Annotated in this window: 14 protein-coding genes and 1 tRNA gene; 4 read left to right on the top strand and 11 right to left on the bottom strand. The window is 68.0% G+C overall.

Going from position 1 to position 15,535, the window contains the following annotated elements; all coding sequences use genetic code 11:
* The first annotated feature begins 287 nt into the window (after positions 1-287).
* Both ACWGIC_RS02555 and ACWGIC_RS02560 read left to right on the top strand, forming a co-directional pair.
* Positions 288-575: a hypothetical protein gene (locus ACWGIC_RS02555; protein ID WP_452074121.1), complete on the top strand. Its 288-nt coding sequence runs from the start codon at positions 288-290 to the stop codon at positions 573-575.
* Positions 576-739: 164 nt separating this feature from the next.
* Positions 740-3,754 (top strand): amino acid adenylation domain-containing protein, encoded by a 3,015-nt coding sequence (locus tag ACWGIC_RS02560; RefSeq protein ID WP_452074122.1) that lies wholly within the window; start codon positions 740-742, stop codon positions 3,752-3,754.
* Positions 3,755-3,839: 85 nt separating this feature from the next.
* Here the strand turns inward: ACWGIC_RS02560 and ACWGIC_RS02565 are convergent, their stop codons facing one another.
* The 6 genes from ACWGIC_RS02565 to ACWGIC_RS02590 form a co-directional block, all read right to left on the bottom strand.
* Positions 3,840-4,715 carry an SAM-dependent methyltransferase gene (locus ACWGIC_RS02565; RefSeq protein ID WP_452074123.1) on the bottom strand — a complete coding sequence of 292 codons (876 nt, stop codon included), beginning with the start codon at positions 4,713-4,715 and terminating at the stop codon, positions 3,840-3,842.
* 35 nt (positions 4,716-4,750) lie between these two features.
* Positions 4,751-5,653, bottom strand: a complete 903-nt coding sequence (locus ACWGIC_RS02570) for a helix-turn-helix domain-containing protein (protein ID WP_452074124.1) — start codon at positions 5,651-5,653, stop codon at positions 4,751-4,753.
* A gap of 507 nt (positions 5,654-6,160) precedes the next feature.
* Positions 6,161-6,580, bottom strand: coding sequence for a hypothetical protein (locus ACWGIC_RS02575; protein ID WP_452074125.1), 420 nt, complete (start codon positions 6,578-6,580; stop codon positions 6,161-6,163).
* Positions 6,581-8,030: 1,450 nt separating this feature from the next.
* Positions 8,031-8,513 (bottom strand): hypothetical protein, encoded by a 483-nt coding sequence (locus ACWGIC_RS02580; RefSeq protein WP_452074126.1) that lies wholly within the window; start codon positions 8,511-8,513, stop codon positions 8,031-8,033.
* A 489-nt stretch (positions 8,514-9,002) separates the two neighbouring features.
* Positions 9,003-9,998, bottom strand: coding sequence for a DUF4238 domain-containing protein (locus ACWGIC_RS02585; RefSeq protein WP_452074127.1), 996 nt, complete (start codon positions 9,996-9,998; stop codon positions 9,003-9,005).
* 348 nt (positions 9,999-10,346) lie between these two features.
* A tRNA-Asn gene (locus tag ACWGIC_RS02590) sits at positions 10,347-10,419 on the bottom strand.
* 168 nt (positions 10,420-10,587) lie between these two features.
* Here ACWGIC_RS02590 and ACWGIC_RS02595 point away from each other — a divergent pair.
* A complete protein-coding gene (locus ACWGIC_RS02595; RefSeq protein WP_452074128.1) occupies positions 10,588-10,767 on the top strand; it encodes a hypothetical protein in 180 nt (59 codons plus the stop codon).
* Positions 10,768-10,778: 11 nt separating this feature from the next.
* On the opposite strand, the gene ACWGIC_RS02600 is transcribed toward ACWGIC_RS02595, so the two are convergent.
* Genes ACWGIC_RS02600 through dnaG form a run of 5 tightly spaced genes read right to left on the bottom strand, consistent with a single transcriptional unit; the run spans position 10,779 to position 14,498 of the window.
* Entirely contained in the window at positions 10,779-11,063 is a 285-nt protein-coding gene (locus ACWGIC_RS02600) for a hypothetical protein (protein WP_452074129.1), read from the bottom strand.
* The gene (locus ACWGIC_RS02605; protein WP_452074130.1) at positions 11,035-11,199 is read right to left on the bottom strand and encodes a class I SAM-dependent methyltransferase; all 165 of its coding nucleotides are present in this window, start codon (positions 11,197-11,199) and stop codon (positions 11,035-11,037) included. The genes ACWGIC_RS02600 and ACWGIC_RS02605 overlap by 29 nt, the downstream gene beginning before the upstream one ends.
* Positions 11,200-11,241: 42 nt before the next feature.
* Positions 11,242-12,009: a trans-aconitate 2-methyltransferase gene (locus ACWGIC_RS02610; RefSeq protein ID WP_452074131.1), complete on the bottom strand. Its 768-nt coding sequence runs from the start codon at positions 12,007-12,009 to the stop codon at positions 11,242-11,244.
* A gap of 52 nt (positions 12,010-12,061) precedes the next feature.
* Positions 12,062-12,583: a hypothetical protein gene (locus ACWGIC_RS02615; RefSeq protein WP_452074132.1), complete on the bottom strand. Its 522-nt coding sequence runs from the start codon at positions 12,581-12,583 to the stop codon at positions 12,062-12,064.
* Position 12,584: 1 nt separating this feature from the next.
* The gene (gene dnaG / locus ACWGIC_RS02620) at positions 12,585-14,498 is read right to left on the bottom strand and encodes a DNA primase (RefSeq protein WP_452074133.1); all 1,914 of its coding nucleotides are present in this window, start codon (positions 14,496-14,498) and stop codon (positions 12,585-12,587) included.
* Positions 14,499-14,548: 50 nt separating this feature from the next.
* Between dnaG and sigJ the strand changes: the two genes are divergently transcribed.
* Positions 14,549-15,490: an RNA polymerase sigma factor SigJ gene (gene sigJ / locus ACWGIC_RS02625; RefSeq protein WP_452074134.1), complete on the top strand. Its 942-nt coding sequence runs from the start codon at positions 14,549-14,551 to the stop codon at positions 15,488-15,490.
* Positions 15,491-15,535 lie beyond the last annotated feature (45 nt).

Consider the following 15,535-nt stretch of genomic DNA (forward strand, 5'->3'; position numbering starts at 1 on the left):
CGAGCCCGATTGCCGCGTTCAACTTTTCATTTCCAGCAGTCGTACACGTGCACTTGGTGGCATCGTGCTCGCGGTGACATCCTGCCACGGCCGTTCGGCATGAGCCGGAGGGATACCGTGCGGACGCGAAGGATTCCCATGAGAGATCAGGATCTGCCACCCGACGCGTGGCTGATCACCCGGTTCGAGAATGTCACCACAGTTCTGGGCGACGACCTGTCCACGCGGAGATCCGACGTCTCCTACGGCCCTATTTCCCCGCTGGGCAGATCAACAAGTTGCGGCCGATGATCGGCGTCCTGGCCGACCAGCAATGGGACCTGCTGGAATCCGGCGGAAATCCGGCGAATCTCGTCGAGGCGTTCGCGAACCCGTTACCGCTGCGCATCGTCTCTGTCGCGCTTGGTATTCCGCGCGAAGCGGAGGCCGAATTTCGCCGCGTCAACAATATTCGGCTCAACCTCACCAGCGGTATCGAGGACCAGGTCACAGCCGCGAGCCAGACCCGCATCGCCACCATGATCACCCTTGGCGCACCCCGCCCTGGCAACGCCGATCCACGTGCATGTCGGTGATCTCGATCCCCTGTGTTCGCTCGACGAAGCCCGCACCTGGCGCGAGCACACGTCCGGGCACTTCGCCATGACCGTCTGCCCCGGTGGGCACTTCTGCCTGGACAGGCACGCCCGGCAGCTCAACGAATCCATCATCGAAACGATCACCAGGGAAGGAGCGTCTCGTGGCCGTCAGCGAGGTGTTCACCAGGCCGATATCGCCGTTGGAATGGATGCGGCTGGCCAGTCCACCGGACTCGATGGCCATCCAGATCGTCGTCGAAGGCACCGGTTCCCTGGATGTCGAACGGCTCCGGCACGCGGTGGCGGCGGCGGGCGATGCCTGTCCAGGCGCACGCCTCGTACGTCGCGGGCGCCGGTGGGTCGACTCCGGTATCGCTCCGGAAGTTCGGGTCGTGGCGGGCCGCGCGGCAGGCGTGCCGGACCCGATCAACTCGCCGGAGCTGGCCCGCCCGCTCCGGGGCGACCGGGGACGGCCCATGACCGAGGTCGTGCTGTTCACCGGTCCGGCGCCGACGATAGTGTTCCGCACGCATCACGCCCTCATGGACGGTCGAGGCGCACTCATCTGGGTGGCCGAGGTGTTCGCGGCGCTGCGTGGCGAGCAGGGCCGGCCCGCGGTGGACGCGTTGACCGAAGCCGACCTGCTGGCGCAGTCCGGTGTCGAGCCCGAACCTCCCGCTCGCCGCTTCGTCGATGTGGTCCTCCAAGGTCGCGCGGCGGCAAGCCGGAGGACGGGGGTGCGCCTGCGGCGCAGTGTCAGCGGGAACCATCCGGCGCTGACCGCCAAGATCGCCGAAGCGCTGGTCCGGCAGCACGACGCCGACGAGCTGATCTGCCTGATCCCGGTCGACCTGCGTCGCCACCGGCCGGAGGCCAGGCTGACCGCGAATCTGTCCGGCGGGCTCACCCTGCCGATCAGTGCGTCGGCGACCTGGCAGCAGATCCACCAGCGCGTGCTGCTCGCCTTGAGCCGCAACGAGGAACTCGCCAGCTTGCCGACGGCGAAGGCGGCCGCGTCGATCATGCGCCTGCCCCTGGGACTGCACCGGGCGACCGGCCTGCTGGCCGACGCGACGCTGGGCCGGCGCGGTCAGGCACCGTGGCATTTCGCGATCACCCATTTCGGCCAGGTTGAGCTGGCCGAGTTCAGCACCGCGGACTTTCAGGCGCGGACCGTGTACTCCGCGCCGTGGCGCGGCCTGTTGGTGCCGCCGACGATCAGCATCATCGAGTCCGACCGGCGCACCGAGATCGTGCTGAGCATGGACGACGATCCGGCGCTGACCGCCCGGGGCGAGCAGTTGCTGGACAGCATCGTCGACAGTTTGTCGCCCTCGGAAAGTCGTCTGTCCGGTGGCACGCCGGACCCGCGATACGAGCACGGCACACTGACCAGCCTGTTCCGCGCGACCGTCGCCGCCCACCCTGACTCGATCGCACTGGCCACCGACGACTCCGAGGTCACGTTCGCCGAACTCGACCTGCGGGTGACCGCGGTGGCGGCCGAGCTGCGCCAGCGCGGCGTCCGGACGGGCGACGTCGTCGGCGTCATGGCCGGTCGTTCGATCGCCGCGATCGCGGCGATCTTCGGCATTCTCAGGGCCGGTGCGGCGTTCCTGCCGTTGGACACCGAGCACCCCGATGCGCGCCTGACCGCTCTGCTCACGACCGCGGCGGCGCGGGTGTGCGTGGTGGAGCGGGCACACGCCGGCCGGCCCGCCGTCCCGGAGGGTTGTGCGGCGCTCGTGCTGGAGGACCTGCCCACCACGACCGAGGAGACCGTCGACATCGCGGTCGCACCTGAAGACCTCGCGGCGGTGTTCTACACCTCCGGTTCGACCGGCCAGCCGAAGGGTGTCGAACTCGAGCACCGCAACCTGGCTGGCTACGCGGGCTGGGCCATCGAGGCACTCGGGATCGACGCGGACTGCCGCTTCGCCATGTTCAGCTCCCTCGCCTACGTGGGGCCGTACACCGCGGTGTTCCTGCCGTTGTTCGCCGGTGGCCGGATCGAGCTGGCGACCGGCGAACCGAATCACGTGACCCTGCGCCGGCTGCTGCGCGAGCGCGGAGTGAACTGCCTCAAGCTGACACCGTCGCACCTCGAACTGATCGACAGGCTCGACGTGCGGGCCGACGGCATCCGCTTGGCGGTGTTCGGGGGCGAGCGCCTGCGCAGTTCGGTGGCAGCGCGGGCCCAGGAGATCTTCGGGCCGGAATGCCGGATCTTCAACGCCGACGGTCTCACCGAAATGAGCGGCGGCTGCACGTTGCATCGGTATGACCCCGACCTGGACGATCCCGCGCGTTCGGTGCCGATCGGCCGTCCGGTGCGGGGGACCGCCATCACCCTCCACGACCCCAACGGTGTCGCGGTGCCCGAAGGCGAGGTCGGCGAGATGTACTTCGCGGGCTTGCAGCTGTGCCGGGGCTACCACGATCGCCCGGAGCTGAACAGCGAACGCTTCGTCCAACTCGCCGACGGAACCCGCGCCTACCGCAGCGGCGATCTGGCCCGGGTGCTGCCCAGCGGCGAACTGGAGCACATGGGACGCGTCGACGACCAGATCAAGATCCTCGGCCACCGGATCGAGCCCACCGAAGTGGCAGCCGCGCTGGAAAAGCACGACGCGGTGATTCAGGCGCTGGTCGTGCCGCACACCCGGGACACCGGGCACGAACAAACCACGCTGTGCGGCTACGTCGTGCTGTCCCGGCCAGTGCCGTCCGCGGAGTTGATCGCGCACACCGCGTCCCTGCTGCCACGGCACCTGGTCCCGTCGGTCGTGCTCACGCTGCCGGAGTTCCCCCGCATCGCCAACGGCAAGATCGACGTCAAAGCATTGCCCGACCCCTATCCGGCGAAGGACGACGCCGAGTGCCAGACCGAGCCGCTCGACGACATCGCGGCCCAGGTCGCCCGAATCTGGGCCGACACTCTCGGGATCGGCATCGCCGAGGTGATCCGTCAGGGAGACTTCAACCTGCTCGGCGGTGACTCGATCTCGCTGCTGGCCATGCTCGCGTCGGTGTCTCGCCAACTGGTGCGCGACCCAGGCACGGATTTCGTCGGCGCCAGCGAGAAAGTGATCGCTAACCCGACGCTGGACCAGGTCGTCAAGCTGGTCCACGAACTCAACGAGCCAACGCGGTCGACTGAGCAAAGGACTGGCTGACGCCCGCCGGCAGGCTGATCGGAGGACACGAGTCCGAACCAGGCATTCGTTCCTGACCAGCGATGCCCATGCCGTCGATCGTCGTCTACTTCCGGGCGACGCCGGCGAACGCGACGGACTCGTTGGGGGAGGCGAGGCGGAGGGTTTGATCCTCGTCGCTGGCCTCTTCGGGATGCCATTCCGGAGTCCAGGTCACGCCTGGTTCGAGGAGGGTGAAGTCGCCGAACAGTTCGGTGAACTCGCGGCGGCCGCGCCAGATGACCGGGCTCGACAAGGTGTCGTAGAGGTGTTTGAGGTCTGCCATCATCGCGGCTTGGCGCGGCGGGACGCCGTCGTCGGTGGCGTGCGACAAAGCCAAGTACGACCCGGGAACGAGCAGGTCGCGGTAGTCCGCGACGAAGCTGGCCCCGAGGTCGTCAGTGCTGTCGCTGTCGGATACGGGGGGTTGCCGGACGTGCAGGACCGCGATCAGCATCAGCGCGACGGGCTGGGCGAGGTCGATGACGCCGGTGTCCGCGATGCGCGACCAGAGCCGCTGCGGATCGCGCATGTCGGCGTGGATGGCTACGTGGCGGCGCGGGTCTCCGGTGTCGCGCAACAGGCCGTTGGAATGAGCGACAGCGACTGGTTCGTAATCGACGTAGGCGACTTTTACTTCGTTCGGCGCGACTTGCTCGGCGATTTCGTGCGCGTGTCCCATGGTGGGGACACCGGATCCGAGGTCGACGAACTGGCGGATCCCGAGCCGGACGAGGTGGCGGACGACGCGGTGGAGGAACATGCGATTGGCGTGGGTGATGGGCCGCAGGATGGGGTACTGCCGCAGAATCGGTTCGGCGAACTGCCGGTCGATTTCCCAGTTGGCGTCTCCGCCGAGGTAGTAGTCGTAGATTCGTGCCACGCTGGGGCGGCTGAGGTCGATGCCCGGTGGCGGGAAAGCTTCCTCGTCCGAACCGGTCACGGGCCTCTCCTCGCGTGGTCGACGGCGCGAAAGCCTCAGGGTAGCTGCGGGTCGTCGCGGATCGCACCCGGTGCCCGGGTACGGTCCGCGACCTCGCGTTCGGCCCGTTCGAGAAGACCGCGAGTTTCTTCTACGGACAAAGCAGCACTGGACAACGAACCCCACGCCTGCAGGTCGGTCTGGTAATTCTCGGAGTCCGCGGGTGAACGGAACACGACGCTGGTTCCTTCGATGAACGAGCAGTTGTCCCGCGGGTTGGGGAATTGCATGATCGTGAAATCCGAGCAGACGGTCAGCGGCCCGTTGCGCGGCACGACACGAATTTTGACCCAGGGGAACTCCTGGCCCAGGCGCAGCATGTGCCGCAACTGGTCGAGTGCGACGAAGGGGTTGACCGTCGGCGCGGCCGTGAGACGGTCGACGGCGCTTTCGCTGAGAAGGAACTGAAAGCTGCGTTCCGGGTGAGCGGACAGGATCCGTGCGCGCGAGCGGCGGTCGTAGACAGCGTTGTCGACGTCGGTCCGCCCGTATGCCTGGAACTGCTCCAGCATGAAGCCTTCGCACTGCAGCATCCCGCTGATGCGCTCCCCCGTCCACCGTTGCAGGACGATCGCCGATCGTTCGGCGGCGATCACCTGATGAAACCAGCGCGGGGTCGCCTCGAGCCGCTGCTGGTTCCAGTCGCGCTCCGCCGGGGACGACTCGTTGAGGCGGCGCATTTCCGCCGCCTGCGCATCCGGCACCTTCAGCGCGGCGATCCACTTTTCGAGCTGGTCCGGGTGAATTCCGAGTTTGCCGCTTTGCACTTTGCTCACGTTCGACTGGGAATAGCCGAGAATCTTCCCGAGTTCCGCCTGGTTCATTCCCAGTTTGAGGCGCGCGCCGCGGAGCATCTCCCCCAGCTGCACGCGCCGGGGATCCGTGCCGAACCGCTTCACGAGGGCAGTGCCGTCCAATCGGGGGAAAGGGGGACGCTCTATGGTACGACAGGAATGCCGTCGAGACCCCTTCTCCCGATCGGTCGAGTGCTGCCGCCTCATCCGGCCGCGACAGGCAAAGCACCCGAATCAGCTGTTTCCGCGTCGCGCGCAGCGACAGAGCGCATGCGGTCGCCCGGTCGAACCGGCAGCCGCACCAGAGGACCGCGGCGAACCCTCCGTGTGGCCGCGACGGCGCCGAGCCGTCTGCCGATGCGGGAATTTCCCGATTTCGCATCGCGCATCGGTTCAACCGAAAACGAGGAAAGTGCAACCGCGGCGGAACGATGCTGCGGGTTTCGCGTCTTTCGTTCATCGGCCCCGCGAGTGTCGGCTGCCGCCCGCGCGGTCAGCCACTCCCCGGCCAACGCCGGATCCGCTCGGCCCGGCCGCCGAGAAGAAACACCGGATGATGCCGGGCGTCGCCAGCATCATCCGGTGTTCGCGAGGCGACCGGTATGCCGGGGCCTACTCGCCGCGATTGCCGGACCGGCGCCGCCGCGCCGACAACAAAAGCCAGGCGGCGGCACTGCCGCCGAGCATGCCGACGCTCTCGGCGACGCCGTGCAAGACCACGACGAGGATCGCCAGCAGGACGAGACTGGCGACGCAGACCAGGACGCTGGCGCGGACGGTCCACCCCCAGCTTCCGATGACCATGGCCAGCAAGGTCCGCCACGCGTGGGACTCGGTCCCGCTGTGCCTCCGGCAGGACGGAGACCCCGCCACGACAAGCACCTGACGCTGTCCCGGGAAGCCGGCCCCGCGCCCGCCGGACCCGGGGTGCGGATCGGCACGCGCCTCGGCGTCGACCGCGACCGGCGCGCCGGAGGCGGGCGGTCGCGTCTGGCGCCGCCGGCCGAAGAAGCCGGCGCCTAGAATGGTCATGTTGCACTCCTTGTCGATGTCGTTGGCCGGACGGGTCGGTGCAGCGTCGGCGCGGCTTCCCTGCGCAAGAGGGAGCCGCGTCTCCTCAACGGCGGGCGCGACGGGTCCGCGGACAGAACGAGTTCAGTTCAGGCGCACCCGCCCCCGCAGTGCCGCCTGCCGCGCCGACACTGGCGCAGGCCACGACCGCACTGCGGCCGGGCGCTCGCCAACGGCGCCGGTGAACTCCTGATGCTCCTTTCCTGGCTGCGACACAAACACGGCTCGCACGAGACCGCGCAAGCGGCGACTACGCGCTCGCAGCCGATCCTCCCCTGGGTACCAGTGCACTGGTGGTGCACAGACAGATGCACGTGCATCTGTCTGTGCATCGTAACTCGTGTCGTCGCGGAAAGGGGGCTGCCATTCGACGCCGTCGGAGCAGCGAAGACCGATCCGCACGTAGGCAAAACCGCAATCAACGAACGCGCCAGCCAGCCCCTACTTCAACGAGTAGCCGGTGAAATAACCCACGGTGATCGAAATTCGAGGGACTGGCGTGAATATTCCAAATTTTGCCGAGGAATTCGCGAATATGCTATTCCGCCAGCGTTGGCGCTCGTGCGGCGAACAGCAGGTTTCCCGAGGAGTGCCGAGCATACGCTCCACCCGTCGCCGCGTCGCCCCCGCAGAGGGCATCCGGCTTCCTGGCCCCACGGGAGCCAAGAAAGCGGCCTCACCAGATGCCGGGAATCAGGCAAGTACACGGAACACCCGTCACCTCTTCAGGTGAGGTAAAGCTGCCGGAACAACCAGTTCGGCTGCTTTTCGCAATCGACCGATCAGGAAACCGGATGCCGCCTTCCCGGCTCGGTGCCCGGGTCGGTTGTTCCAGCTGTTGCAGACCAGCTACAGCTACACCCGCACCGGCGGCGCGGACTCCGACCAGATAACGCCGGGTCGGCTCCGCTTGCCGGGATCACGTAGAACTCGGCGACGACACCTGCCACCGGGACGCTTACAGCTCCGACAGCCAGCACATAGAGCACACGCCATTTCACTATCCGACGCCGCTCGTCCTTCTGCTCCCATCGCAGCACCGCACCGGCCCTGAGCCCGTTCAACAACGCCCTCAGACAGAAGTGAACGAAAAAGCAACCTCAGCGTGGCAAAATCCCAGGTCAGGAAGAGTTGTCCCCGCGCGTGCGGGGGTGGTTCCGCTGTGCCGAGACTACGCCCTTCGCGCCCTCCATTGTCCCCGCACGAGCGGGGATGGGCCGCTAGCGGCGATCACGCATTCGAACGGCTGCGGATTCTCCCTGCGCCAGCGAGGGGCGATCCCCGGGACGAGTCCGAGGTCAGGACCTCGTCGGCGTTCTCCCCAGCAGGCAGGGATCCGTCGAGGACTTCGGTGATCTCCGTCAGCCTGCCGTTCTCCCCGTGCAAGCGGGAGCAGTCCCAGCAAGCCCAGTCAGCCGGGCAGGCTGAGGCCGTTCTCCCCCAGCGGGCGCGGGTGTCCGCATAAACCCGGCCAGCCCCCGGCAGCGCGGGTCTTCCCAGCGCGTGCGGGTGTCCCAACACGACGAACACGACAGCCGAACCTCGGGTCTTCACCGCGTTGCGAGGGTTCCAGCTCGATCACGATGACGATGCCGCCCGATGCGTCTGCCCCGCGTGCGGCGATAACCATCGGCTGGACCACGCGGCGGAGCACGTCATCGACGTGCCCGTGCTCGAACTTAGGTTGACATCTTCGATCTCTCTTCGACCGACGACCGAACACCAAATTTTCCTCGTCGCCCAGGCTCTGGACAACACGTCCGCACCGCGAGACAACGCGGGTGGCCATGAACGCGCAATGCGCATTCATGCGAATTTTCGTGGAGCAGATCTGGAGCAGGGCCATGGTTCCAATGACGCCGAACCGCGTTGAACCGCTCTCAGGTGCGGTCAACTGCGGCGTCCGTCCTGCGGGTTCTCGATAACCGCAGGTCAAGGGCGCGCCCAGCCCATTCTGGCAGTGAGGGGGTCAGCAGTGCTGCTCTCGCAGCTCAGAGGCGTCCGGGAAGCATGGCCTCGAAGGCGCAGGCAGCGCCGAGGCCGCTAGGCACACTGAATAAATCGGCGATCACACTTCATCGAATCATTCAATTATATGGCCCGACACAGCCGACCCGCGTCAGCTCTTCAGGGGCCGCTCGACCACGAGGCAGGAATAAGAACTCACTTTTCGTTTATTCAACCCTTAAATTCCGACGCGTTCGATCAAAGGCTGCGACATCCCTGGAGACCACCGCGTCCGCTACCCGTACGCACGCTTGGCGCCGAGCCAGGACACAGCGGGTCCCGATACGACGCTGCACCTGCGGCTCCGCTCTGGGCACCCAGCGACTCAACCCCGAACGCCATCATTTGCATATTCAGCGGCCAGTCCAGAATTGACTCATCTCGGCCGGCGTGGGCCGAAATACGGTTTCGGGCTCGAAGACTCCTGCTCGGACGTCTTCGCCAAAGCACAAACCGGATCACAGACGTGGTCAAGAAGACCTGACCCGTAACTCCAACCGAAGCGTATGCGGCACTTGCGCTGACGCTCGTCCACGGTCTGACAGTCCACCTGAAGTTGCGGTCTGCGCTTGAGCCGTTTACCCGCAGGCAATTCACGATCGTTTGGCAATGCGATAATGACCGACTCGGCTTGACGCACAAAAGCCGTTCGTACGCGATCAACTTCGCCTCGCCCGATCGTACGGTGCACAACCTTCTCTCCTGCCCATTGCAGGCCCAGCGCGATCAACCTCGTCGGGCTGATCGGCCACCAGATGTACTCGCAATCAATCGTCGACGGCGGTGTTTGAGGATCGCCAGAAGACAAGAGCACCGGCTGGTCCGAGGTGATGAACCGACCTCGGGGATCGTCCCAGACCTCAAGCTGCCGGACCGACAACTGGTCTGCCGCTTCATGCATGCTCCGGAACAGCATGTCGACGTGGTAGTCGTTGGTCAGCACCTCCTCCGGCCGCTTGAGGCGCCGATGAGCCCACTCGGACATTTCCTGGATATGGCGGCGCGTCTGAGGCGTGCGGTTCCTCTGCACAGCCATCATGACGGCAAGCGACATGAAGTCGTCGAACTCGAAGTCGTCGCCAGGCACCCAACCCCGCAGGACGCGCAGAAGCTTCGCGCACTCGTCGTCGAGCACGGAAAGCATGTCCTCGACCTGGTTGTGCCGCTGGCCGGCATCGTCGACAACTCGATAGAAGTTCTCCTTGACGCAAACGTCACTAAGCCCCAAGGGCCGATCCGACCCGTCCAGCGTGCTCAGCACACGCACTCGCCGCTTGTCGAAGCTCCACGCCCGTAAGTAGGATTTCGGCACATAGTGGTGCCGCTTCGACTTGCCAGTCCTCGACTGCGCGACCAAGGCGATACGGTCCATGTAGGCCTGCACCCTTGGCACCAGACTCTGCCCGCCGCCGCTGACCGGGACTTGGCCCCAGGGGTTCGGGGCGCTCCCGAGATACTCCCACGTCATGACAGGCGCAGGCTCGCGAGTACGAATGATTCGATGATCGTGTCCACGCCGCAGGAGTCGCTGCTCGAGCGCGGTTCGCTACACAGAGAATGAGACCTAAGCGCATCGTCCCCGGCCGGCGAACCGTCAGTGGCATAGCCGAACTTCCAGCGATGCCCCCGCCGGGGCCAGTGGACGACCGGCAAAATCGGCACTAAATCGCCCCTACTTACGGGTAGTAAAAAAGCCCAGGTCATTGACCTGGGCTTTGGGCTCCCCCGCTTGGACTCGAACCAAGAACCCTCCGGTTAACAGCCGAATGCTCTGCCAGTTGAGCTACAGGGGATCGTGCTCCGCCGGTCCGGATCTCTCCGGGCTGACGGAAAGAACTTTAGCCCATGCCCTTACGCCCCCGCACAGGGGGGGGGGTGGGTTTTCGGCGGCCCCGCACGGAAGCCGGTTGTGCTGGACAATGGACAGTCGGAAGTCCTGCCAACGAGAGGTGTAACCACCGATGAAGAAGTTCCTGCTGGGCGTGGGCCTGGGGTACGTGCTGGGCACCAAGGCCGGCCGGGGACGGTACGAGCAGATCGTGCGCACCTACCGCAGGCTGGCCGACCATCCGATGGTCCAGGGCGCCGCCGGGGTGGCGCGGGCGAAGCTGGGCGAGCGGTTCGGGCGCGGGAACCGCTGAGAAAGCCCAGCTCAGGTCGGTTTCTGCCAGGTGAGCGAGTACCGTCGCAGCACGTGCCTGCGGTAGCGCACCGACCGCCGCGCGGCCGGTAGCTCATCCTCGGCATGCCCTCCGGGACGCGCGAGCGGCGCAGCGTCTTCACGATCGGCGCGGCCGCGACCGTCGTTGCGGGCCAGGCCGACGACCACCAACGGGCGCAGCAGGCCCCGCATCAGAGCTGGCTCGAAATCCAGGTGGTGGCCACGGAGCAGATCGTAAGTACCGAGGTCAGCCGCGAGAAAGTCGCTCTCGGCCAAGGCGGCAACGGGCCTGAGCGACCATCTCCGCGGATTTGTCGATGCCGGTGACCTCGGGCACCATCTCAGCCAGTTTCCGCGCCAGCAGGCCGTCTCCGCGGCCGACGTCCAGCGCGGTCGCGCACCCGGCGGGCACCGCGCGGAGGATGCCGGGCGACGGCGGTATTCCAGCGGGACATCAACCGGGGATCTGGGCGACGAAGAAGATCCTCCGGAACTCGAACCAGGTGGTGCCGTCCGGACGCGGCGGGTAGGCCTCGTCCAGCAGCGGGGCCAGGTCGTCCTGGAACTCGGCCCAATCAGCGTCGCCGAGAGCCGCGCGGATGGGGCGCAGTGCGGTTCCGGTGATCCACTCCAGCACGGCTCGCGGGCCGGAAAGCCGTTGCACGTACGTGGTTTCCCAGGCGTCGACCAGGCATCCGGCGTCGGCGAGGAGGTTCGCGTAGTCGCGGGGTTCGCCGACTGCGTCTTCGGCGCGCAGAGAGACCGAGGACAACCGTGAAGCCCACGCCGGCGAAGCTGCCAGCTGACGGCTGATGGCGTGCGACGGGGCGGAGAAGTTGCCGGGGACCTGCACCGCCAGCACAGCCCCGGCGGGGAGTTCCGCGGCCCAGCGGCGCAGCAGGTCCTCGTGCCCGGGCACCCACTGCAGGACCGCGTTCGAGACGACCACGTCGGTGTCCGGTTTCGGCGTCCAGGTCCGGACGTCGCCGACCTCGGCGGCCACCCCGCGTTCCCGGGCCGCGGCGACCATCTCCGGTGAGCTGTCCATCGCCTCCAGGACTGCGTCGGGCCAGCGGAGCGCCAGGTCGAGGGTCAGCGTGCCGGGGCCGCAGCCCAGGTCGGCCACCCGACGGGGCGCCTCGGCCGAGATTCGCCCGATCAGGTCATAAAACGGCCGGCCGCGCAGGTCGGAGTAGTCGAGGTACTTCGCCGGATCCCACACGAGCAGCCTCCCGCCAGTAAACAGTACAGTCGTACTGAGTACGAGCGTACTGCTACTCCGCGAGCTTGGCCAGCTTCTCCGCGACCTCGGCCGCGACCGCCTCGACCAGCGCCGGGTCGGTGCCCGGATCGGGGCGCACCTGCAGTTCCACGCCGTCGCGGCCGGGGACCTTCCGCTGGACGAACCACGCGCCGCCCTCGGGGAACTCGTGCCGGTGCCTTCCGCGCACCGAACCGTCGACGCGCAGGCGCACCTGCTGCGGCACCTTCCCCGGCTGCGGCAGCCGGAACCGCACCGGCTCGCGGTCGGCCAGCACCGCGACCGCGCCCGCCCGCCCGGTCTCCTCCGATTCGGTCAGCGTGAACACGCCCTCGCCCCAGGTCGCCTTGCCCACCAGGTGCCAGCCGACGCGCCGCGCGCCGTCGCCGGACGGGATCCACAGGCCCAGCGACGTCACGAGGAGGTGCCCGCCGGATTCGACCGCCGCCGCGGCGACCGGGTCCTCGCCCTCGGCCAGTTCGCCGGGGAACCCCGCGGGCACTCCGCCGCCGAAGAACCGGTTCAGCAGTCCCACGTCACTCCCACCCGCTCGCCGCCTGCTCGCGCAGCGACTTCCGGTACTGCTCCAGCGCCACCAGGTCGCCGAACAGCGCCCGGTAGTCGTCCGGGGCCTCGACCGGCGACAGCCGCTGCAGCTTCGACTTGATCTCGCCGATCTGCCTGCCGACGAGGTTCTCCTGCACGCCCGCGAGCACGCCGGAGATGTAGCGCGAGTCCACTTCCCCCAAGGCGCGCAACGGTTCCACCGCCAGTTCGCTGAGCACCCGGCGGACCGTCCCTTCCGGACAGTGCGCCGCCGCGGCGTCCAGCAGCGCGGGCCCGGTGAGCCCGGACGCCGCCCCGCCCGCCTTCAGCACGGCCAGGTGCACCGCGACGTACACCGGATGCGTGAACGCTTCTTCCGGCAGCGAGTCGTACTCCGGACCGGCGATCGCGGGCTGCTGGAGCGCGGCCTTGAGCGCTTCGCGCTGGCCGACGAACCTCGGGTCGTTCGGCGCGGGACGCGGCAGGTCCTGCTTTTCCGGTTCGGGCGCGGGAGCTTCCTGGCGGGCCGCGAACCGCCGGGGCTGGGGTTCGGCCGGGCCGCGCCGGGCCGCCGCGCCGGCCGCGCCGCGCACCCGGTTGACCACCTGCGCGACGTCCTGCCAGCCGACCCACCAGGCGAGCTTCGACGCGTAGCCGTCCCGGCTGGCGCGGTCCTTGATCGCGGCGACCATCGGCACCGTCTTCTGCAGCGCGGCGACCTGGCCGTCGACCGAATCCAGATCGAACTGCTTGAGCATGCTCTTGATCACGAACTCGAACAGCGGCGTGCGCCGGGCCACCAGGTCGCGCACCGCGGTGTCGCCCTTCGCGATGCGCAGCTCGCACGGGTCCATCCCGTCCGGCGCGACCGCGATGTAGGTCTGCCCGGCGAACGTCTGGTCGCCCTCGAACGCCTTGAGCGCCGCCTTCTGCCCCGCTTCGTCGCCGTCGAAGGTGAAGATCACCTCGCCGCGGAAGGCGTCGTCGTCCATCATCAGCCGCCGCAGGACCTTCATGTGGTCCTCGCCGAACGCGGTGCCCGAGGACGCGACCGCCGTCGGCACGCCCGCCGCGTGCATCGCCATCACGTCGGTGTAGCCCTCGACCACCACGACCTGATGCCGTTTCGCGATCTCCCGCTTGGCCTGGTCGAGGCCGAACATGACCTGCGACTTCTTGTAGATCTGCGTTTCGGAGGTGTTGAGGTACTTCGCCGAGATCCGGTCGTCGTCGAACAGCCGCCGCGCGCCGAAGCCGACCACGTCGTTGCCGACATCGCGGATCGGCCAGACCAGCCGCCGGTGGAACCGGTCCATCGGGCCGCGCTGGCCCTCCTTCGACAATCCGGACGCGAGCAGCTCCTTCACCTCGAACCCGCGGTTGAGCAGGTGCTTGGTGAGCTTGTCCCAGCCGCCGGGCGCGAAGCCGCAGCCGAACTGCTTGGCCGCCGCGGCGTCGAAACCGCGCTCGGTCAGGAAGTCCCGCGCCGCCCGCGCCTCGTCGGTGCCCAGCTGCTCGATGTAGAACTCGGCCGCCGCACGGTGCGCCTCGATCAGCCGGGACCGGGTGCCCCGGTCGCGCTGCACCGACGCGCCGCCGCCCTCGTAGGTCAGCCGGATCCCGACCCGGTCGGCGAGCCGCTCGACCGCCTCCACGAACGACACGAGGTCGATCTTCTGGATGAACTTGATGACGTCGCCGCCCTCGCCACAGCCGAAGCAGTGGAAGGTCCCGTGAGTGGGGCGCACGTTGAACGACGGGGTCTTCTCGTTGTGGAACGGGCACAGGCCCTTCAGGCTGCCCCCGCCGGCACGGCGCAGCGCGACGTACTCCCCCACGACCTCGTCGATCCGGTTGCGCTCACGCACCTCCGCGATATCGCTCTCCCGAATCAGTCCTGCCACGACACCACAATAGTTCTCCCCCCTCCCCGGCCGTGCGGCACACTCGGGACATGAGCACCCCGACCGCGCTGGACGGCTACGCCGCCGAGTTCGCCGCCCTCCGGCCGCACCTGATCGCGGCGGCCTACCGGCTCACCGGCACCCGCGCCGACGCCGAGGACGCGGCGCAAGAGGCCTGGCTGCGGCTGTCCGGGCTCGACGACGCCGGCCGCGCCGGGATCCGCGACCTGCGCGGCTGGCTGACCGCCGTGGTCGGCCGGATCTGCCTCGACCGGCTGCGGTCGGCGGCCGTGCAGCGCGAGAAGTACGTGGGCGAATGGCTGCCCGAGCCGATCGTCACTCCGCTCGGCGCGCCGGCGAGCGAGGACCCGCTCGAAGCCGCGGTGCGCGACGACGGCCTGCGCATGGCCGCGATGGTGGTGCTCGACCGGCTCACGCCAGAGCAGCGGGTGGCGTTCGTGCTGCACGACGCGTTCTCGGTGCCGTTCGCGGAAATCGCCGGCGTTCTCGGCTGCAGCGCGGCGGCCGCGCGCCAGCACGCCTCCCGCGGCCGCCGCGCGGTCGAGGACTCCGACCCGCCCGCCCGGCTCGAACTCGCGCAGCAGCAGCCGGTGCTGGAGAAGTTCGTGGTCGCGCTGCTGGCGGGCGACATCCGAGCGGTCACCGAACTGCTGCACCCGGACGTGGTCATGATCGGCGATTCCAACGGCCGCTCGCGCACCAGCCGCCGGATGATCGTCGGACCGGACAAGGTCGCCCGGTTCGTGCTCGGGGTCCTGGCGAAGTACGCGCCGGGCACGATGGAGAACGGACGGCCGGTGCTGGTCAACGGCGACCTCGGCCTGTGGCTGCCGCAGCTGCCCGCGGTCGACGGCTACCTGGCCCTCGACGAGCGCGTGCAGACCTTCAGCGTGCGCGACGGCCGCATCGTCGGCGTCTACGACCAGGTCAACCCCGAGAAGCTCGCCCGGATCACGCGCCCCGGCCAGTAGTCCGTGAAGGACTCCTTGGGGGAATCAGATTCCCTCAAGGAGTCC

This window comes from Amycolatopsis sp. NPDC054798, from assembly GCF_053611505.1.